General features: G+C 64.3%; 13 protein-coding genes and 1 riboswitch. Of the genes, 4 read left to right on the plus strand and 9 right to left on the minus strand.

Annotated elements, in window-relative coordinates:
- Positions 1-9 precede the first annotated feature (9 nt).
- Both AC1DUB_RS06515 and ahcY read right to left on the minus strand, forming a co-directional pair.
- The gene (locus AC1DUB_RS06515; protein ID WP_477728817.1) at positions 10-1,008 is read right to left on the minus strand and encodes a TlyA family RNA methyltransferase; all 999 of its coding nucleotides are present in this window, start codon (positions 1,006-1,008) and stop codon (positions 10-12) included.
- 207 nt (positions 1,009-1,215) lie between these two features.
- A complete protein-coding gene (gene ahcY, locus AC1DUB_RS06520; protein ID WP_477720141.1) occupies positions 1,216-2,646 on the minus strand; it encodes an adenosylhomocysteinase in 1,431 nt (476 codons plus the stop codon).
- A gap of 103 nt (positions 2,647-2,749) precedes the next feature.
- Positions 2,750-2,822, minus strand: a riboswitch (S-adenosyl-L-homocysteine riboswitch).
- A 65-nt stretch (positions 2,823-2,887) separates the two neighbouring features.
- Between ahcY and AC1DUB_RS06525 the strand changes: the two genes are divergently transcribed.
- Positions 2,888-3,703, plus strand: coding sequence for an HAD-IIB family hydrolase (locus tag AC1DUB_RS06525; protein WP_477728818.1), 816 nt, complete (start codon positions 2,888-2,890; stop codon positions 3,701-3,703).
- A 146-nt stretch (positions 3,704-3,849) separates the two neighbouring features.
- Here AC1DUB_RS06525 and AC1DUB_RS06530 read toward each other — a convergent pair whose 3' ends face one another.
- Positions 3,850-5,094, minus strand: coding sequence for an MFS transporter (locus tag AC1DUB_RS06530; protein WP_477728819.1), 1,245 nt, complete (start codon positions 5,092-5,094; stop codon positions 3,850-3,852).
- Between the two features lie 103 nt (positions 5,095-5,197).
- On the opposite strand from AC1DUB_RS06530, the gene AC1DUB_RS06535 reads away from it, so the two are divergent.
- Entirely contained in the window at positions 5,198-5,779 is a 582-nt protein-coding gene (locus tag AC1DUB_RS06535; RefSeq protein WP_477728820.1) for a TetR/AcrR family transcriptional regulator, read from the plus strand.
- Between the two features lie 78 nt (positions 5,780-5,857).
- Here the strand turns inward: AC1DUB_RS06535 and AC1DUB_RS06540 are convergent, their stop codons facing one another.
- Positions 5,858-6,859, minus strand: a complete 1,002-nt coding sequence (locus AC1DUB_RS06540; RefSeq protein WP_477728821.1) for a tripartite tricarboxylate transporter substrate-binding protein — start codon at positions 6,857-6,859, stop codon at positions 5,858-5,860.
- Between the two features lie 149 nt (positions 6,860-7,008).
- On the opposite strand from AC1DUB_RS06540, the gene AC1DUB_RS06545 reads away from it, so the two are divergent.
- Positions 7,009-7,947 (plus strand): LysR family transcriptional regulator, encoded by a 939-nt coding sequence (locus AC1DUB_RS06545; protein WP_477728822.1) that lies wholly within the window; start codon positions 7,009-7,011, stop codon positions 7,945-7,947.
- 183 nt (positions 7,948-8,130) lie between these two features.
- Here the strand turns inward: AC1DUB_RS06545 and AC1DUB_RS06550 are convergent, their stop codons facing one another.
- Both AC1DUB_RS06550 and AC1DUB_RS06555 read right to left on the minus strand, forming a co-directional pair.
- Complete coding sequence (locus tag AC1DUB_RS06550) at positions 8,131-9,102, minus strand: tripartite tricarboxylate transporter substrate binding protein (protein WP_477728823.1); 972 nt, start codon at positions 9,100-9,102, stop codon at positions 8,131-8,133.
- Between the two features lie 325 nt (positions 9,103-9,427).
- Complete coding sequence (locus tag AC1DUB_RS06555) at positions 9,428-15,568, minus strand: excinuclease ABC subunit UvrA (protein ID WP_477728824.1); 6,141 nt, start codon at positions 15,566-15,568, stop codon at positions 9,428-9,430.
- A 208-nt stretch (positions 15,569-15,776) separates the two neighbouring features.
- On the opposite strand from AC1DUB_RS06555, the gene AC1DUB_RS06560 reads away from it, so the two are divergent.
- Positions 15,777-16,889: an ABC transporter substrate-binding protein gene (locus AC1DUB_RS06560; RefSeq protein WP_477720147.1), complete on the plus strand. Its 1,113-nt coding sequence runs from the start codon at positions 15,777-15,779 to the stop codon at positions 16,887-16,889.
- 139 nt (positions 16,890-17,028) lie between these two features.
- Here AC1DUB_RS06560 and AC1DUB_RS06565 read toward each other — a convergent pair whose 3' ends face one another.
- From AC1DUB_RS06565 to AC1DUB_RS06575, 3 genes are all read right to left on the minus strand, one after another.
- Positions 17,029-17,508 (minus strand): hypothetical protein, encoded by a 480-nt coding sequence (locus tag AC1DUB_RS06565; RefSeq protein WP_477728825.1) that lies wholly within the window; start codon positions 17,506-17,508, stop codon positions 17,029-17,031.
- Positions 17,509-17,743: 235 nt separating this feature from the next.
- Positions 17,744-17,905, minus strand: a complete 162-nt coding sequence (locus tag AC1DUB_RS06570) for a hypothetical protein (RefSeq protein WP_477728826.1) — start codon at positions 17,903-17,905, stop codon at positions 17,744-17,746.
- Positions 17,906-18,016: 111 nt separating this feature from the next.
- Positions 18,017-19,675 carry an MFS transporter gene (locus tag AC1DUB_RS06575; protein ID WP_477728827.1) on the minus strand — a complete coding sequence of 553 codons (1,659 nt, stop codon included), beginning with the start codon at positions 19,673-19,675 and terminating at the stop codon, positions 18,017-18,019.
- Positions 19,676-19,707: the final 32 nt, after the last annotated feature.

The raw sequence follows: 19,707 nt of genomic DNA on the forward strand, positions 1-19,707 counted from the left end.
CGCAAGATCTCAATCGTTGTCGGTTTTCTTGTCGCGCCGCTTGCCGCGCGCCGGTCCCGGCTGGCCCGCATGCGCGGCTTCCGGGTCTTCATGCGGTTCGCGCGAGGCAGCGCGCGGAAGGCGCTTGGGCGCCTTGCGTTGCGGCGCCGCGGGCAGCGGCTGGCTCTCGCCGGCGTTGTCGTGGCCCTTGACCGCATGGATGAAAAACTCGCGGTTGCCGTCACCGCCGTCAATCGGCGATGCCAGCCAGGCCTTGACGTCCAGCCCCAGCGCAACGCAGGCATCGCGCAGGCGCTTTTCCACGAACTCAAACAGCGCCGCTTCGCGCACAATGCCGCCCTTGCCAATCTGGCCCGGCTGCAGCTCGAACTGCGGCTTGACCAGCATCAGCACATCGCCGCCGGGCTTGAGCAGGCGCACCACGGCGGGCAACACCAGCGTGAGCGAAATGAAGGACAGGTCACCCGTCAGGAAGTCAAAGTCCGCCTCGACGGGGGTCTCGGCGTCCAGCCCGGCTTCATCACCATCCCATTCGCCCTCATCAGCCTCCGCTTCATGGGCAGGACCAGCGATCAAGTCCATCGCCGTCATGGACCGGGCATTGACGCCTTCGATGCAGACGACCCGCGGGTCAGCGCGCATGCTGGCATGCAACTGGCCATGGCCCACGTCCACGCCCACCACCTGCACCGCACCGTGCTGCAGCAGGCAGTCGGTAAAGCCGCCGGTCGACTGGCCGATGTCCAGGCAGCGCAGGCCGGTGACATCAACACCGCTGCTTTTCAGCGCCCCTTCAAGCTTCAGGCCGCCGCGCGAGATGTATTTGGCTTCGGTGTTGTCGAGCACCTGCAGCTCGGCGCCGTCCGGCACTTCATCGCCGTTTTTGGCAACCTTTTTCCACGCACCGTCTTCTTCGGCGCGCCACTGCACGCCCGAGGCAATCAGGCGCTGGGCCTGGGAGCGGGTGGTGGCAAAGCCGTGTTCAACGAGGAATAAGTCAGCGCGCATGTAGCTCCATGGAATGAGCCCACGCCCGAAAACATTCAGGCGGAGGCCTTGTCTTGCCCAGAGGGCCTGTCTTACCCCCTCTCCCTTTGGGAGAGGGTTGGGGTGAGGGCCGGCAGCCTCACAACGAGGCCGGTAGCGCCTGTGGACGCCGCGGGCCCTCACCCCTGCCCTCTCCCAGCGGGAGAGGGAGGAATACCCGCCGCTTGATCAATAACGGTAGGTGTTGGCCTTGTACGGGCCAGCCTTCGACACGCCGATATAAGCCGCCTGCTCGTCGCTCAACTCGGTCAGCATCGCGCCGACTTTCTTGAGGTGCAAACGCGCGACCTTCTCATCGAGGTGCTTGGGCAGCACATAGACCTTGCCCACTTCGTAGTCGGCCTGCTTGGTGAACAGCTCGATCTGCGCAATGGTCTGGTTGGCGAAGCTGGACGACATCACGAAGCTGGGGTGGCCGGTGCCGCAGCCCAGGTTCACCAGGCGGCCCTTGGCCAGCAGGATGATGCGCTTGCCGTCGGGGAAGATCACGTGGTCGACTTGCGGCTTGATCTCTTCCCAAGTGCATTTCTCCAGCGAGGCGACGTCGATTTCGTTGTCGAAGTGGCCGATGTTGCAGACGATGGCCTGGTCTTTCATCTTCGCCATGTGGTCGTAGGTGATGACGTTCTTGTTGCCGGTGGCGGACACAAAAATGTCGGCCTTGTCGGCGGCGTATTCCATGGTCACGACCTTGTAGCCTTCCATCGCGGCCTGCAGGGCGTTGATCGGATCGATCTCGGTCACCCAGACCTGGGCGCTCAGGGCACGCAGGGCCTGGGCCGAACCCTTGCCCACGTCGCCGTAACCGGCCACGCAAGCCACCTTGCCGGCCACCATCACGTCGGTGGCGCGCTTGATGGCGTCGACCAGCGACTCGCGGCAACCGTAGAGGTTGTCGAACTTGGACTTGGTGACCGAATCGTTGACATTGATGGCGCGCAGGGCCAGCGTGCCCTTGGCCGACATTTCATTGAGGCGCAGCACGCCGGTGGTGGTTTCTTCGGTCACGCCGATGATGTTTTTCAGGCGGCGGCTGTACCAGGTCGGGTCTTGCGCGAGCTTGGCCTTGATCGAGTTGAACAGGCAGATTTCTTCTTCGCTCGTAGGCTTGGAAATCAAGCTGGCGTCTTTTTCGGCCTTGGTGCCCAGGTGCATCAGCAGCGTGGCATCGCCGCCGTCGTCCAGGATCATGTTCGGGCCTTCTTCAGGCGTGCCCTTGGCGCCGTTGAATTCGAAAATCTTGTGGGTGTAGTCCCAGTAGTCGGCCAGGGTTTCGCCCTTGATGGCGAACACCGGCGTGCCGGCGGCGGCAATCGCGGCGGCGGCGTGGTCTTGCGTCGAGAAGATGTTGCACGAAGCCCAGCGCACTTCGGCGCCCAGAGCCTGCAGCGTTTCGATCAGCACGCCGGTCTGGATGGTCATGTGCAGTGAGCCGGTGATGCGCGCGCCCTTCAGGGGCTGGGCCTTGGCGAACTCTTCGCGGATGGCCATCAGGCCGGGCATTTCGGTCTGCGCGATATTCAGTTCCTTGCGGCCCCAGGCGGCAAGCGAGATATCGGCAATGGTGTAGTCGGTGGAAGGTTTCAGGACAGCGCTCATACGGTTCTCCAAATTCAAACGTCAACTGGGCAAAATCGCCACGGGCAAGGCGCTTTCGAAGCAGTGGGGGAATTCAGTCATTCACCCGGCTTGAGAGAGCACTTGCGGGTGAGCGTGGTTGCAATGAAGTCCTGAGCCTGGTCCACGTGATGTGGGTTGCAACGCTCCTCAGGAATCCGCCATTGTACCGAAGCCGGCCGCACCGCACCAGCGCCTGGAATCGGCATGCGAAAATTTCACGATGCAAGAACTCGACAACTGGCCCGCAGACGAGCGGCGCCGGATCTCCGGCGTTTTCACCGACATCGACGACACCCTGACCACCGAAGGGGCGATTACCCTTGATGCGCTGGAGGGCTTGGCTGAATTGAAAGCCGCCGGGTTCAAGGTGGTGGCGATCACCGGACGGCCGGTGGGCTGGAGCGAGCCTTTCGCGGCAAGCTGGCCTGTCGATGCCATCGTGGCGGAAAACGGCGCAGTGGCGCTGCTGCTGGATTCCCAAAGCGCCGCGCCGCGGCCGCTCTCAAAAATCTACCAGCAGGACGCGGCCATGCGTGCAGCCAACTTCACCCGCATGCAGGCCGTGCTGGCGCGCATTGAGCGGGAGCTGCCCGGCATCCACCGCGCCACCGACTCGCCGGGCCGGGAAACCGACATCGCCATCGACCACAGCGAGTTCACGAAACTCAGTGATGCGCAGATCGCCGCCGTGGTGGCGCTGATGAAAAGCGAAGGCATGCACGCCACCGTGAGCAGCATCCACATCAACGGTTGGTACGGCGGCCACAACAAGCTTGAAGGCGCGCGCTGGATTGTTCGTGAACTCTGGCAGCGCGACCTGGACGCCGAGATGGCGCGCTGGGTCTACGTGGGCGATTCGACCAACGACCAACTGATGTTCAAGACTTTCGCCAACAGCGTGGGCGTGGCCAACATCGCGCGCTTTGTGCCGCAGCTGGCGCACCTGCCGCGCTATGTGACCCGGGGCGAGCGCGGCGCGGGCTTTGCCGAGGTGGCAAAGATTTTGCTCACCCCTGCTGACACTCACTTCGTGTAGCGTCCCCTCCCCTTGCAGGGGACGGCGCCTGCGGCCGGGCTGGATTAGGCACACCCCTATCGGGACTCACTGCGTGTAATCCCTTTTCCCCTTGCAGGGGACGGCGCCTGCGGCCGGGCAAAGCCCGATCCGCGGCCCCTGCTGGATTAAGGGAGGGTGGCCGTGCGACGCAGCGAGGTCCAGCGCAGCCAGGCACCCATGCCGGCCACCGCCAGCACCAGCGTGGCGTAACCCTCCACGGTGGCCGGCAGGCCCAGCGGCACGATCAGCCGGCCTGCCAGCATGGCCGGCACGCTGAAGGCGAGGTAGCTGGTGGCATAGAGCGCGGCAAACAGCTCCGCCCGCTGCTGCGGCTGTGCCAGCGGCGCCAGCGTCTGCACCTGCGCGGAAAAAGCCGAGCCGCCGCCGAAACCGGCCAGCGCCGTTCCCGCAAAAAACAGGCCCACGGAACGGGTTGCCAGCGACACGGCCACCAGGCCGGCGCCCACCGCGAGCCAGCTCATGCCGACGGCGCTCATGCGCGTGGGAGCCAGGCGCCTTAGCAGCGTGGGGGAAGCGGCGCCCAGGCCGAAGAATGTCGCGATCGCCAGGCCGTTGACGATGCCGTTGTGGATGCCGAAGATTTGCTGCAGCACGGAAGGCACCAGCGACAGGTACAGGCCCGCGAGCGACCACACCGCCAGCATCGTCGGCACCCCGCGCACAAATTCAGCACGCGCCGCCACCGGCACCGAAATGCGCGGCACCAGCGAGGCCAGCGCGCCGGGGCGGGGCGTGACGCTTTCCGGCAGGAACAGCGTGGCCACCGCACCCGTCACGCAGATGGCGGCCAGCACGCCGAACACCAGCGGCACCGGGTGCAGCGCGAGCTTGACCGCGATGCCCGTCAGCAAGGCGCCCACGGCCAGCCCCGCCAGCGGCGAGACGCTGCCTATCATCGCGCCCAGCCGCTTTTGCGCGGCCGGGGCCGCCTCCACCACCGCCGCCGTCAGTGCGCCGCTGACCATGCCGGTCGCGATGCCCTGGACGACACGCGCCGCGATGATGCCGCCTATGCCCTCGGCCAGCAAAAAGGTCAGCATCGCGCCGGCCTGCAGCAGCAGGGCGACAAACACCACGGGGCGCCGGCCGATGTGGTCGGACAGCGAGCCGGCCACCAGCAGGGAGGCCAGCAGCGCAATCGCATAAATCGCGAACGCCACCGTCAGCAGCGCCGGCGAAAAGCCCCACTGCTGCTGGAACACGACAAACAGCGGCGAAGGCGCGCTACCCGCCACAAAAAACGCGAACAGGAGGATCGCCAGCAGCGGGAAGGCGGCTGCCGGCGGCAGTTGCCAGCGAGCGGCGGAGGATGAAGAGGGTTGCAAAGAGGGGGCGACAGGTGCGGTCATGGGGAACACTCGACTTTCTTAAAGCGAATTTATTTGCGTTTGCGAATTCTACGCCCAGTTTTAAACTAACGCAAATATCATTGCTTTAAGCTAGAATCAGCGCATGAACACCCCCACGACACCCCAGATCAAACGCCCCGGCGGCCGCAGCGCGCAGGTGCAGTCCGTGGTGCGAAAAGCGCTGGAAGAACTGATTGCCCAGGAAGGCCGTGACAAGGTCACCGTGCCGGCCGTGGCCGAGCGCGCCGGCGTCAGCGCCTCCAGCATTTACCGGCGCTGGGGCGACGTGAACGGCCTGCTGGGCGAAACCGCGACCGAGCGGCTGGACCCGAACCGCCCGCTGCCCGAGACGGGCAACCTGAAAGCCGAACTCGCGGCCTGGGCCCGGGGGCTGATCACCCACCTCAACAAGCCCGGCAACACCTCGATGCTGAAGGCGGCGGCCGCGCTGGCCGGATCGGAAGAGACCAACTGCCTGAAAAACCGCCGCGCCGAAGCCACCGTGCTGGTGAACCGGGCCCAGGCACGCGGCGACGCCACCCCCAGCGTGCAGCAGGTGCTGGACCACATGATGGCCCCCATCATTTACCGGCTGATTTTTGGCTCCGGCGTCAAGCCGGCCTTCGCCGACCAGCTGGCCGACGAACTGTTTGTGCTGGCCGGCATCCCGCGCGCTGGGCGCTGACCCTTACTGACCTTTCGCCAGCCCCAGCTTGTCGATAAGCTCCTTGCGGACTGGTCAGCGTGCCGGTGGAGCCGTAGCTCAGCTCTCCGGGGTAAACCCGCTGGCCTTGATGACAGGCCCCCAGAAGTCGTACTCCTTGCGCAGCGCGGTCTGCAGCTCCGCCGGGGTTGAGCTGATCGTCGAGAGTCCGATTCGCGCCCAGGTCTCGCGCGCCTCGGCCTCCGTGAGCATCGACCGCACCTCCTCGGCCACTGTCGCCGCCAATGCACTGGGCGCGTGGCGTGGCATGAAGACCGCAAACCATTCGCGCTGAGCCAAATTTTTATAGCCGAGCTCGCTGAAGCTGGGGGCCTTCGGGAAGAAGGCCGATCGCTCGGCGGCGGTGGTGGCCAGCACGCGCAGCTTGCCGGATTGCTCCAATGGCAATGCGGCACTCTCGGTGGCCATCGCTGAAGTGACTTGCCCGCCTATGAGCGCGAGCATCGCCGCCGAACCGCCGCGGTAGGGGACATGGGTGAGGGGCAGGCCGGTGTCGCGCGCCACCAGCAGCGCCATGAAGTGCGGGAACGAGCCCGCGCCGGCATTGCCGCAGCTGGCCAATGCGGGGTTGGCCTTGCACCACCCGCTGAAATCATCCAGTGTGCGCACCGACGTGGGCACAGCGGGCCCGACGGCGAGGCAGAACTCGGTGCCAGCGACCATCCCCACCGGTGTCAGGTCATTGAACACGTCGTAGGACAGGGGCCGGTAAATGTGCGGGTACATCGTGACCGCTGAGCCAGGAGTGACCAGCATCACCGAGCCGTCGGGCGGGGAGGCCTTCAAGGCGTCGAACACCAGGCGCCCAGCGGCGCCCGTCTTGTTGTCGACCAGCGCGACCCTGGCGTAGGTCTTGCCCAGACGCTCGGCCAGCTTGCGCGACACCACGTCCACCGAGCCACCGGGTGGATAACCACACAGGACGCGGACGGTGTCCAGACGCTGCTGCGCCCGGGAGATGGACGATATGCCCAGCGCGGCCGATGCGCCGAGACTCAGCGCCGACTGCAAAAAGTGGCGACGGTTGCGGGAGTGGTTCATGCTCGTGTCCTCCAGGCAGGCTGGTCGCGGGACATTGCTCAGGCTTCACGCGACTGTGGTTCAGATGGCTTCAGCATAAAGGCGATGATCATCACCGAAAAGTTCGATTTATTGATACCATGATCACGAAATCGAATCACCCCCAAGCGATGACATCCTCCGACCAACTCCGGCGGCGACTCAAGCTGCGCGATCTCGACACACTGATGGCCGTGGCGCAGACGGGCGGCATTCGCAAGGCAGCCGAGCAGTTGCACATGTCCCAGCCGGCGGTATCCAAAGCCATTGCCGAACTGGAGGACGCGCTGGGCGTGCGCCTGCTCGACCGCAGTCCCAAAGGAGTGGAGCCAACCGCCTATGGCCGCGCGCTGCTGCGGCGCAGCACCGTCATCTTCGACGAGTTGAGGCAGGGCGTGAACGAGATAGGTTTTCTCGCTGACCCGGACGTGGGCGAATTGAGTGTGGGCTGCGGCGAGAGCCTGATGGCCAGTCTCGCGCCGGCCGTCATTGATCAGTTGCATCGCCAGCACCCGAGGCTGGTCTTCAAGACGGAGTCGGGTGACCCCCCGGTGCTTCTGAACCACTTTCTGCGCGAGCGGATCTGCGAGTTGGTGCTGCTGCGGCCCTGGGCAGCGCTGACAGAACCGGATCTTCACTGCGAATCGCTCTTTCACGAGCGCATCTACGTCGTCGCCGGCCCGCACAGCCCTTGGGCCAGGCGCCGCAAGCTCAGGCTGGAGGATCTGGCGAACGAGCCCTGGGTGCTCTCGCACGTCGAAGTGAAGCCCGGTTCACCAGTGGTCGACGCCTTCAACGCCATCGGCTCGGGTTTGCCGTCCAGACTCATCCTGTCAGGTTCTCTCAATCTGCGCTACAGCCTTCTGGCCACAGGACGCTACCTCACCGTGGTGCCATCCACCGTGCTGAAGTTCTGCGAGCCGCGCACCGCGTTGAAAGTGCTGCCCATCGAACTGCCACGCTGGGACACCGCCACGATGATCGTGACGCTCGCGCACCGCACGCTGAGCCCCTTGGCAGAGGCGTTCATCCAGTGCGCACGCACGCTCTCGACCGACCTTGCGATCTGAGGTCCCCAAGGGACGCGCCACAGCGTCACTTCATTCTTGCTAAAACCCGCGAAGCACACCCGTGGCATCTCCAGCTGAATGTTTGATCCAGCAGGGGCCGCGGAACCGGCTTCGCCGGGCCGCAGGCGCCGTCCCCTGCAAGGGGAAAAGGGGCTACACGCAGTGAGCCCCGATAGGGGTGTGCTATTTATTCAGCCCCAGCTTGTCGATCAGCACCTTTTCGCGGCCCACGGTGTCGTGCGCGAACTTCGTGTAGTCGGCCGAGCTCATGTAGTTGGGCAGCATGTCGTAGCGGCCCAGGGCCGTCACGTAGCTGGGTTCTTCCATGGCTTTTTTGAAGGCATCGTGCAGGCGCTTGACGACCTCGGGCGGCGTGCCCTTGGGCGCGCCTATGCCAAAGGGCGAGTTCTGCACGATGTCGTAGCCCAGTTCCTTCAACGTGGGCGCATTGGGGAATTTGTCGAGGCGCTTCTCGCCCCAGGTGTTGAGTACGCGCAGCTTGCCGGCCTCGACCTGCGGCGCAAAACCGGTGCTGTCGGCACCTGCCATCAATTGACCACTCACCAGGGCCAGCATCAAATCGGCGCTGCCTTTGTAGGGCACATGCTGCAGTTCGATGCCGGCCTTTTGCGCGATCAGTTCGGTCGTCAGGTGCGGGCTGGTCAGCGTGCCGGTGGAGCCGTAGGTCAGCTTGCCGGGGTTGGCCTTGGCGTAAGCGACAAAGTCGGCCCAGGTCTTGAACGGGCTGTCTGCCGGCACCACGATGCCGAAGGCGTAGCCGGTCACATTGATGATGTAGCTGAGGTCCTTGACCGGGTCCCAGTTGATCTTGGTGGTGTAGCCGAGGCGGAACACGCCCAGCGGAATCTGTGCCAGCGTGTAGCCGTCGGGCGCCGAGGTTTGCAACTGCTGGGCCGGCAGGGTTCCGCCCGCACCGGGCTTGTTCTCCACGATCACCGCCTGACCCAGGATTTTCGAGGCATTGTCGGCCAGCGAGCGCATGGTGATGTCGGTCGGCCCGCCCGCCGGGAAGGCGACGATCAGCTTGATGGGCCGGACCGGAAAGCTGGAGACCTGGGCCTGCGCGGCACCCAGCGCGGCCAGCGTGGGCGTGGCCAGCGCGGCGGCGGCTTGCAGTAATTGGCGGCGTTGCATAAGGGGCTCCCGAAGTGATGGCGTGGTTTATCTGCCGCCATCATGCGTGCGCCAGGCCCCCGGCGCATCAGGGCAACACCTGAAGGACTGTCACCTGCGTTGCAGGGCCCGAAAGCGCCTGAAAAAGGCACTTTTCAGGCATCAAACAGGGCTACACACCAATGCCAACGAGCGCAAGCAGCTACAAATTTAATAGCAATCATACACGCAGCATCGCACGTCCGCCTTCCACCAGCAGGGGCCGCGGGACTGGCTTAGCCAGACCGCAGGCGCCGCCCCCTTGAGAGGGGAACAAGCTACACGCAGTGAGCCTGGACGGAGGTGTTCAACCTCTTTCCAGCACACTTTGCAACGCATTTCCGGTGTGCGTGCCCAGTTTCACGACAGCTTCCGGCGGCGCCGAGGCGACGACCTGCCCGCCCGCATCACCGCCGTCGGGACCCAGGTCAATCACCCAGTCAGCTTCGGCCACCACATCCAGGTCGTGCTCGATGACCACCACGCTGTGGCCACCGTTCACCAGGCGATGCAGCACATGAATCAGCTTTTCCACGTCGGCCATGTGCAGGCCCACCGTGGGCTCGTCCAGCACGTAAAGCGTGTGCGGCGCCTTCTGACCGCGTCGCGTGATGTCGTCGCGCACCTTGCTGAGCTCCGTCACCAGCTTGATGCGCTGGGCTTCGCCGCCCGAGAGCGTTGGCGAGGGTTGGCCCAGCGTGAGGTAGCCCAGGCCCACGTCCTTGAGCAACTGCAGCGGGTGCGCGATGCTGGGCATGGAGGCAAAAAAAGCCACCGCCTCGTCCACTTCCATTTTCAGCACGTCGCCTATGCTTTTGCCGCGCCAGGTCACGGCCTGCGTCTCGGGGTTGAAGCGCGCGCCGTGGCAGGTTTCGCAGAGCACCTTCACGTCGGGCAGAAAGCTCATGCCTATGGTGCGCACACCCGCGCCCTCGCAGGTCGGGCAGCGGCCTTCGCCGGTGTTGAAGCTGAAGCGACCGGCCCCGTAGCCGCGCGCCCGCGCTTCCAGCGTATCGGCAAACAGCTTGCGAATCGTGTCCCAGAAACCGATGTAGGTGGCCGGGCAGGAGCGCGGCGTCTTGCCGATCGGTGTCTGGTCGACTTCGAGCACGCGGTCCACCGCCGCATAGCCTTCGATGCGCTCGCAGCCCGTCCAGTCAGGCGTCTTGCCCTTGTCGTCGGCATCGCGCCCGGCCTTGGTGGAGCGCAGCATCACGCCCGCGTGCACATTGGTCAGCAGCACGTCGCGCGCCAGCGTGGACTTGCCGGAGCCCGAGACGCCGGTGACCGCCACCAGCCGGTACAGCGGCACGGTGACCGACACATTCTTGAGGTTGTGCAGATCGGCATTCACCACGGTGAGCCAGGAGGTGAAGGGGCTGGCCGCTGCAGGGGCGGCATTGTGGCTGATGCTGGCGCTGGCTGCGGCATCGCGCAGGGCTTTGGCTTTGAGCGCCGCCTTCTTTTGCCGGCCCATGGGAACCGGGGGCAGGCCCCCACCCCCGCCCTCCCCCAGAGGGGGAGGGAGTAAATCCGTCTGACTCCCTCGCCCCTCTGGGGAGAGGGCTGGGGTGAGGGGCTGCTCCGTTTCGCGGCGCGCATGCAGCGGATGGATCAGCGGGTGTGAGAGGTAGCGGCCGGTCAGCGACTCCGGCACGGCCGACAGCTGCGCCGCCGTGCCCTGCGCGACCAGCGTGCCGCCGCGCTTGCCGGCGCCGGGCCCGATGTCGATGATGTTGTCGGCGCGGCGTATCGTGTCCTCGTCATGCTCCACCACCACCAGCGTGTTGCCGCGGTCGCTGAGCTTGCCCAGCGCGCTCAGCAGAATCTGGTTGTCGCGCGGATGCAGGCCGATGGTGGGCTCGTCGAGCACATAGCAGACGCCCTGCAGATTGGACCCCAGCTGCGCCGCCAGCCGGATGCGCTGGGCTTCGCCGCCCGACAGCGTGGGCGCGCCGCGGTCCAGCGTGAGGTAGCCTAGGCCCACGTCCTCGAGGAACTCCAGCCGGCTTTTGATTTCGGGCACCAGGTCGCGGGCAATGCCGGCCTCGCGGCCTGCCAGCGCCAGTTTTTCAACCCAGCGGCGAACATCCGTCACCGACAGGCCGGCGATGTCGGCAATGCCCACACCGGCAAACTTCACCGCGCGCGCCTGCTTGTTCAGGCGCGTGCCTTCGCAGGTGGGACAAGCGGCATCGACCACGTCGTCGACCTCCGGCTCGCCAAAAGTCTGCTCGCGGCCCTTGTTGTCGTCATCACGCACCGAGTCGTCAAACACCTTGCGCTGCTCCTTGCTGAGCTTGACGCCCGTTCCCACGCAGTCGGGGCACCAGCCGTGCTTGCTGTTGTAGCTGAAGAGGCGCGGATCAAGCTCGGGGTAAGACGTCGAACAGACCGGGCAGGCGCGCTTGGTGGAGAAGGCCTCCAGCCGGCCCAGGCCCTTGGTGGAGGCGCCCGCCATCATCGCGCCGCGCAGGCCGTCCAGCGGGGCCAGCACATGCACCACGCCCTTGCCATGCTCCAGTGCAGTGGCCAGCGCAGCCCGCAGCGCGGCTTCGTTCTCGGGCGTGACGTGGATGTCCGCCACCGGCAACTCGACGGTGTGCTCCTTGAAGCGGTCAATGCGCGGAAAGCCGGTGGTCGGCAAAAACTCGCCGTCGATGCGCAAATGCGTATAGCCGCGCGGCCGGGCCCAGTCGGCCAGTTCGGTGTAGACGCCCTTGCGCGCGATCACCAGCGGCGCCAGCAGGCCGATGTGCTGGCCGCGGTAGGTCTTGAGCAGCTGGGCCGCGATGCTCTCCGGGCTCTGCGGCATCACCGCCGCGCCATCCTTGGTGCAGTGCTGCACCCCGAGCTTCACATACAAGAGGCGCAGGAAATGCCAGACCTCGGTGGTGGTGCCCACGGTGGACTTGCGCCCGCCGCGCGACAGGCGCTGCTCGATGGCCACGGTGGGCGGAATGCCGTACACCGCATCGACTTCAGGACGCCCGGCCGGCTGCACGATGCTGCGCGCATAGGCATTGAGCGACTCCAGGTAGCGCCGCTGTCCTTCGTTGAACAGGATGTCAAAGGCCAGCGTGGACTTGCCCGAGCCGGACACGCCGGTGACCACATTGAACTTGCCGCGCGGAATGTCGACCGACAGGCTCTTGAGGTTGTTTTCCTTGGCGTTGACGATCTGGATCAGATTGGAAAAGGCCGGCCGCGTGGTCCAGGCCTTGGGCCGGGCCTCTTCCACGCCATGCACCTGGCCCATGGCCAGCTCGTACTCGCGCAGCGCCTTGGCGGTGTGCGAGGTCGGATGCTGGCGCACCTCTTCGGGCGTACCCTGGGCCACCAGCAGGCCGCCCCCCTCGCCGCCCTCCGGCCCGAGGTCGATCAGCCAGTCGGCCGAGCGGATCACATCCAGGTTGTGTTCAATGACGATCAGCGAATGGCCCGCATCCATCAGCTTGCGCAGCGCACGCATGAGTTTGGCAATGTCGTCAAAGTGCAGGCCGGTGGTCGGCTCGTCAAACAGAAACAGCGTGCCGCGGCCCGGGTGCTTGAGCGCCAGCGCCTGCTTGCTCGCACTGCTCTTGCTGGCCGTCCTCGAGGCTTCGGCCAGAAAGCCGGCCAGCTTGAGGCGCTGCGCCTCGCCGCCCGACAGCGTGGGCACGGGCTGGCCCAGCTTCACATACTCCAGGCCCACATCCACGATGGGCTGCAGCGCGCGCAGCACTTCGCGGTCCTGCGCGAACAGCTGCACGGCTTCGCTGACCGTCAGCTCCAGCACATCGGACACATTCATCAGCACCGGCTTGAGCTGGCCGATGGCCTTGCGCTCAATCGTCACCTCCAGGATTTCCGGCCGGTAGCGCTTGCCGTCGCAGTCAGGGCAACGCAGGTAGACGTCACTCAAAAACTGCATCTCCACATGCTCAAAGCCCGAGCCGCCGCAGGTCGGGCAGCGCCCGTCGCCGTTGTTGAAACTGAATTTGGTGGCGGTGTAGCTGCGCTGCCTGGCCAGCGGCGACTGGGCAAACAGTTCGCGCACGGCATCCCACGCGCCCACATAGCTCGCGGGGTTGGAACGCGCCGTCTTGCCGATGGGCGACTGGTCGACAAACACCACATCGGTCAGGTGATCGGCCCCCATGAGCCGGTCATGCAGGCCCGGCGTTTCCGTGGCCTTGCCAAACTGGCGCAGCAGGGCGGGCGCGAGGATGTCCTGCATCAGCGTGGACTTGCCGGAGCCGCTGACACCGGTGACGCACACCAGGCGCTGCAGCGGAAACTCCACCGTCAGGTTTTTCAGGTTGTGGTCGCGGGCGCCTTCGAGGATGAGGCGCGGTGTGTTGTCACTCACCGCGCGCTTGAGCCCCAAGCCCACCCGCTTGCGCGAGCCCAGGTAGGCGCCGGTCAGCGTGTCGGCGTGCCGGAGGTCCTCGGGCGTGCCGTCAAACACGATCTGCCCGCCCTTCTCGCCCGGGCCGGGCCCCATGTCTATCATGCGGTCGGCCGCCAGCATCACGGCGGGATCATGCTCCACCACCACCAGCGTGTTGCCGGCATCGCGCAACCGATGCATGGCCTGGGTGATGCGGTTCATGTCGCGCGGATGCAGGCCGATGGACGGCTCATCGAGCACGAAGAGCGTGTTGACCAGCGAGGTGCCCAGCGCGGTGGTGAGGTTGATGCGCTGCACCTCGCCACCCGACAGCGTGCGGCTTTGCCGATCCAGCGTGAGGTAGCCAATGCCGACATCGCACAGGTATTTCACCCGGGTCTGGATTTCCTCGAACAGCAATTTGAGCGCCTGGGCTTCGCCGTGCCCGGCTCCTTCCCCAGCGGGGGAGGGAGTCAGCCCGATGCCCTCAAAAAACGTTTTTAACCTGTCAATCGGCAGACGCATCAGGTCATGCAGGCACAGGCCCGGCAAGGCTTCGAGTTGCTGACGGCTCCACTGCACGCCCACCGGCATGAAGCGCTGGCCAGGCGGCAGCACCGCATCGGCAGCCTCTTTGGAGCCGAGCCGCCAGAGCAGGGATTCCAGCTTGAGGCGCGCGCCGCCGCAGGTGTCGCACTGGGTGTAGCTGCGGTACTTGGACAGCAGCACACGGATGTGCATTTTGTAGGCCTTGCTTTCCAGGTAGGCAAAGAAGCGCTTGATGCCAAACCAGTGCTGGTTCCATTTGCCGTTCCAGCTCGGCGAGCCATTGATCACCCAGGCCTGCTGCTCGGGTGTGAGCTTGTACCAGGGCGTGTCGCGCGGAATGCCGGCCGTTTCGGCGTGGCGCATCAAATCGTCCTGCGCCTCCTGCCACGCCGGTGTCTGCATGACCTTGACGGCGCCGGCGCGCAGCGTGAGTTTGTCGTTGGGTATCACCAGGCCGTAGTCGACGCCGATGACCCGGCCAAAGCCGCGGCAAGTCTCGCAGGCGCCCATGGCCGAATTGAAGGAAAACAGCGACGGTGTCGGGTCGGTGTAGCGCGTGTCGCTGTCGGGGCAGTGCAGGCCCGTGGAAAAGCGCCACATCTCGTCGGGCGCGGCGGAAGAGGACGACGCGGGGCCTGCGCCCATCACATACACATTGAGCCGGCCGCCACCGCGTTTCAGCGCCATTTCGATGGCTTCAATCGCCCGGACTTTTTCGGTGGTCTGGATGCGAAAGCGGTCAGCCACCACGTCGAGCAGCTTGTGCGGGCCGGCTGGTGTGCTGATCTGCCGCTCGGCATGCACCCGCGTGAAGCCGCTGGCGGACAGCCATTGCGTCACCTCTTCCGCGCTGGTGTTGCCGGGCAACTCGACCGGGAAGGTCATCACCAGGCGGACCCCCACGCTTGTCGCTTCGCGTACTTCGCTGCCCCCCGAGGGGGTTAACTCTCCTTGGGACGGCCCTGCGGAGAATTGGACCCCCACGCTTGTCGCTTCGCGCACCGCCGGCGCAGCGCTGCCCCTTTCATCATGAAGAGGGGCTAATTCTCGTTGGGGTGGCGCTGCCGAAAGTTGGGCCTGCTCCAGGGCTGCCGTGCGCGCCATCAGTTCTGCGTAAATCGATTCCGGCGAATCATGGCGCACCAGCCGTGCCGTCTGTTTGTCAAACAGCTGGGCGGAGCGGGCGTACAAGAGCTTCAGGTGGTCATTGAGTTCCGTCATCGTGCCCACGGTGGAGCGCGAACTGCGCACCGGATTGCTCTGGTCGATCGCAATGGCGGGCGGCACGCCCTCGACCTTGTCGACGGCCGGCTTGTCCATGCGATCCAGAAACTGACGGGCGTAGGCCGAGAACGTCTCGACATAGCGACGCTGGCCCTCGGCGAACAGCGTGTCAAACACCAGCGAGGATTTTCCGGAACCGCTGGGGCCGGTGACCACCGTCAGTTCGCCGGTGCGGATATCCAGATCGAGATTTTTGAGGTTGTGCTGTCGCGCACCGCGGATGCGGATGGTTCCCTGGGACATTGCTGGGTCTTTCCTGAAGAGGTCAAACATTCTAGACAGAGGCTCCGCGCGTGCGGAACGTAGGGTTAAAGCATTACGCCTGCCGCGCCGGCGCGCCTGCTTGTGACTTTCTGTTCGTCATTTCCTGTTCGTGGTTTTTCCTGTTCGTGATTTCCCCACTTCCTTATTCGGCGAGGATGCGTAAACTGAACGCCACCAGGAGCAAAACATGAAAAAACTGAACTTGTGGTGCGGCGCCATTGTGCTGATGGCCCTGAGCCACGCCAGCCAGGCGCAAATCCTGATCGGACAGACCGCCGGATTTACCGGCGCGGTGGGCGCGGGTGTCAAGGAAACCACAGAAGGCGCCAAGCTTTACATTGACGCCATCAACGCCAAGGGCGGCGTCAACGGCCAGAAGATTGAGCTGGTCTCGCTCGACGACAAGTTCGACCCCAAGCTGGCGGCCGAGAATGCACGCCAGCTGATTGAAGAGCAGAACGTGGTGGCGATGTTCCTGACGCGCGGTACACCCCACACGGAAGGCATCATTCCCATCCTTGAAAAAAATGGCGTGCCGCTGATCGGCCCGTCCACCGGCGCCATGGTGCTGCACCAGCCCGTCAAAAAGCACGTCTTCAATGTGCGCGCCACCTACCAGCGCGAAGCCGAAAAAGCCATCACCCACCTGCATTCCATGGGCATCACGCGGATCGGCATTGTTTACGCGGACGACAGCTTCGGCGCCGACGGCGTGGCCGGCGCGCAAAAAGGCCTGACGACGGCCAAGCTGCAGCCCGTCGTGCTGGAAAAATTCAACCGCGCCAAGCCCGACTTCGCACCGATTGCCCCCAAGGTTTTTCAGTCCAATGCGCAGGCCGTCATGATGGTGGCCTCCGGCCAGGCGGTGGTTGATGGCGTCAAGGCCTTCCGCGCGGCGGGCTCTGCGGCACAGATTGTGACGCTGTCCAACAATGCCTCCAGCGGTTTTGTGAAGAGCCTGGGCGAGAACGCGCGGGGCGTGATCGTCACGCAGGTCTTTCCCTACGAGCGCTCCATTGCCTACCCCATGGTCAGGGAAGCCCAGGAGATGGCCAAGGCCAAGGGGCAGAGCGAAGTCACGCCCGCCATGCTGGAGGGCTTTGCCGCGGCCAAGGTGCTGGTGGAAGGCCTGCGCCGGGCCGGTGCCAAACCCACCCGCGAAAAAATCCAGGCGGCCCTGGAAGGTCTTCGCAAACTGGACATTGGCGGGCTGGAAGTGAACTACAGCACGGAAGACCACACCGGGCTTGATTTCGCCGACCTGTCCATCATCGGGACCGACGGGAAATTCAAGCGCTGAAGGGAAGACCTCCCTCTTTCTCTTTTTCTTCTCTTTTTCTTCTCTTCTCTTTTCTTTCTCTCTTTTTTTCTCTTTATTTGCGGCCGAGACGGCGCCGTATCACGCGCCAACGCCGGCCGTGCACCCCGCCCTCACAGCCTCAGCCATACAGGGCACGCTCGAGCTCTCTGAATTTCTCGGCGCCCACGGCTTCCTGGATCCTGGGTGCCAGTTCCTTCAGCTTCTCCAGGTCGCCAGCAGCCTCTACTGCCAGGTTGAGCCGGAAGCCCCGCAAGCCCAGGCCTGCAGTGAGCCGCGTGGCCACCGGATAGGCCCTTGAATAGTGCTCCTGCGCGCTCTGCGTCGGTGTTCCGTCCGGATTTTGCGAGGCGGCGGGAGACACCGCGCCCTGTGGTTCCACCACGGCAGACGGTGCGGCCGCAGTGGCCGCCAGCAGCCCCAGTGCCACCAGCTGATTGACATCCTCGAGCGTCACACCCAGACCGGCCGTTGCCTTGAGAACCTCTTCGGTACTGCGCTTGCCGTCGAACATGATGAATGCCGAACGCTGCCGGGGGAGGAGCGCAAGCGAACGGTTCTGCAGGGCCGACTGACCCAACTCGGTCTTTGTGTAAATCATCAGCTTGTCTCCACTGGATGCGCTCCCCGCCCGACACCGCGCGGTGCCGGTTGCTGGAAGCGCTGGTTGTGCCTGGCTGTTTCGCCATTCGTGAGTGGAATTTAACCGATTTGCGGGCCATTGAGCAGTTCAAATGAGCAGGTCAAATCATCATGCAGGCATCCCAACCATATTCCACATGCCCCTCCACATGCCCGTCCCTCCTGGCACCCTGCCCGCGAGTGCGCACCGGGCTTCAGGCGGCAAACCGGGCGCCTTCGCCAGCCGCCATGAAGACCGGCGCAGCAGTTGGCGCAGCGCCATGCTTTTCACCACTGATGTCAATATCGCCGCCCTTGTTCAGCAGGAACAGGGCGAGCAATGCAAACACGATAAATCCAACCACAATTTTCCACATGCTCTTTCTCCAAAAAAAAAGCCCTCGGCAGATGATGACGAGGGCCCTTGAGTTTCAAGGGATCGTTTCGGTCAGCACGGGCGGCCAGGGCCCGCGCTGCCTTGAGACCGGTCAGTCGTTGGCGTAGATGTCAACGTTCTTGGTTTCCTTGATGAACAGGGTGCCGATCACAAAGGTAGCGCCGGCAATGATGATCGGGTACCACAGGCCGTTGTACATGTTGCCGGTCTGGGCCACGATGGCGAAGGCGGTGGTCGGCAGCAGGCCGCCAAACCAGCCATTACCGATGTGATAAGGCAGGCTCATGGACGTGTAGCGAATACGGGTGGGGAACAGCTCCACCAGCATGGCGGCAATCGGTCCGTACACCATGGTCACCAGCACCACCAGATAGAACAGGATGGCCGTGACCATGACCTTGTCCACCTTGGCGGGGTCTGCCTTGCTGGGGTAGCCGGCAGCCTTCAGGTCGTCCGCAACGGCTTTCTTGAATTCAGCATCCCTCTTCTTGGCATCATCGGCGCTCAGGCCCTTGGCAGCGTAGCTGGAAATGGCGGTCTCACCAATCTTGATGGTGGCCACCGTACCTGCAGGCGCTTCAACGTTGTCGTAGCTCACCGATGCACCGGCCAGCACCTGCTTGGCAATGTCGCAGGAGCTGGTGAACTTGGCCGTGCCGGTCGGGTTGAACTGGAATGAGCACTCTTTCGGATCAGCCGTCACCACCACCTTGTTCTTGGCTTGCGCTGCAGCCAGGTCGGGGTTGGCGGCTTTCGTCAGCGCACCGAACACCGGGAAGTAGGTCACCACGGCGAGCAGGCAGCCTGCCATGATGATGGGCTTGCGGCCAATCTTGTCGGACAGGGCGCCGAACACGACGAAAAATGGCGTGCCCAGGATCAGCGAATAGGCCACCAGAATGTTGGCGGTAGGACCGTCAACCTTGAGCGCCTGGGTCAGGAAGAACAGCGCGTAGAACTGGCCGGAGTACCACACCACGGCCTGGCCGGCGGTCAGACCGATCAGCGCCAGAATCACGATCTTCAGGTTTTTCCACTGGCCGAAAGATTCGGACAGCGGCGCTTTGGAGGTCTTGCCCTCTGCCTTCATTTTTTGGAAAGCAGGCGACTCGTTCATGGACAGGCGGATGTACACAGACACGGCCAGCAACAGGATCGAGACGATGAAGGGAACACGCCAGCCCCAGTCGGCAAAAGCGGCCTCGCCAATGGCGGTGCGCGTGCCCAGGATCACCATCAGCGACAGGAAGAGACCCAGCGTGGCCGTGGTCTGAATCCACGAGGTGTAAGCACCGCGCTTGTGTGCCGGCGCATGCTCGGCCACATACACCGCCGCGCCGCCGTACTCGCCACCGAGTGCCAGGCCCTGCAGCATGCGCAGTGCGATCAGGATCACCGGAGCGGCAACGCCGATGGAGGCATAACTGGGCAGCAGGCCCACGATGAAGGTCGACAAGCCCATGATCACGATGGTGACCAGGAAGGTGTACTTGCGGCCAATCATGTCACCCAGGCGTCCGAACACCAGCGCGCCGAAAGGACGCACGATGAAACCGGCGGCAAAAGCCAGCAGCGCGAAAATGAACGCCGAACCGGCGTCCAGTCCGCTGAAGAACTGCTTGGCAATAATGGCGGCAAGTGAACCGTAGAGGTAAAAGTCATACCACTCGAATACGGTGCCCAGCGATGAGGCGAAGATCACTTTCTTCTGCTCAGCTGTCATGGGTCGGTTGTCGACTGCTGTTGACATGATGGTTGTCTCCAAAATAGTAGTGCTTCCGA

The sequence above is a fragment of the Polaromonas sp. P4_F9 genome (assembly GCF_056401235.1).

Bases quoted from the DNA above. Each gene is read 5' to 3' on its own strand.
- AC1DUB_RS06515 (WP_477728817.1), bottom strand. From the start codon at position 1,008: ATGCGCGCTGACTTATTCCTCGTTGAACACGGCTTTGCCACCACCCGC.
- ahcY (WP_477720141.1), bottom strand. From the start codon at position 2,646: ATGAGCGCTGTCCTGAAACCTTCCACCGACTACACCATTGCCGATATC.
- AC1DUB_RS06525 (WP_477728818.1), top strand. From the start codon at position 2,888: ATGCAAGAACTCGACAACTGGCCCGCAGACGAGCGGCGCCGGATCTCC.
- AC1DUB_RS06530 (WP_477728819.1), bottom strand. From the start codon at position 5,094: ATGACCGCACCTGTCGCCCCCTCTTTGCAACCCTCTTCATCCTCCGCC.
- AC1DUB_RS06535 (WP_477728820.1), top strand. From the start codon at position 5,198: ATGAACACCCCCACGACACCCCAGATCAAACGCCCCGGCGGCCGCAGC.
- AC1DUB_RS06540 (WP_477728821.1), bottom strand. From the start codon at position 6,859: ATGAACCACTCCCGCAACCGTCGCCACTTTTTGCAGTCGGCGCTGAGT.
- AC1DUB_RS06545 (WP_477728822.1), top strand. From the start codon at position 7,009: ATGACATCCTCCGACCAACTCCGGCGGCGACTCAAGCTGCGCGATCTC.
- AC1DUB_RS06550 (WP_477728823.1), bottom strand. From the start codon at position 9,102: ATGCAACGCCGCCAATTACTGCAAGCCGCCGCCGCGCTGGCCACGCCC.
- AC1DUB_RS06555 (WP_477728824.1), bottom strand. From the start codon at position 15,568: ATGTCCCAGGGAACCATCCGCATCCGCGGTGCGCGACAGCACAACCTC.
- AC1DUB_RS06560 (WP_477720147.1), top strand. From the start codon at position 15,777: ATGAAAAAACTGAACTTGTGGTGCGGCGCCATTGTGCTGATGGCCCTG.
- AC1DUB_RS06565 (WP_477728825.1), bottom strand. From the start codon at position 17,508: ATGATTTACACAAAGACCGAGTTGGGTCAGTCGGCCCTGCAGAACCGT.
- AC1DUB_RS06570 (WP_477728826.1), bottom strand. From the start codon at position 17,905: ATGTGGAAAATTGTGGTTGGATTTATCGTGTTTGCATTGCTCGCCCTG.
- AC1DUB_RS06575 (WP_477728827.1), bottom strand. From the start codon at position 19,675: ATGTCAACAGCAGTCGACAACCGACCCATGACAGCTGAGCAGAAGAAA.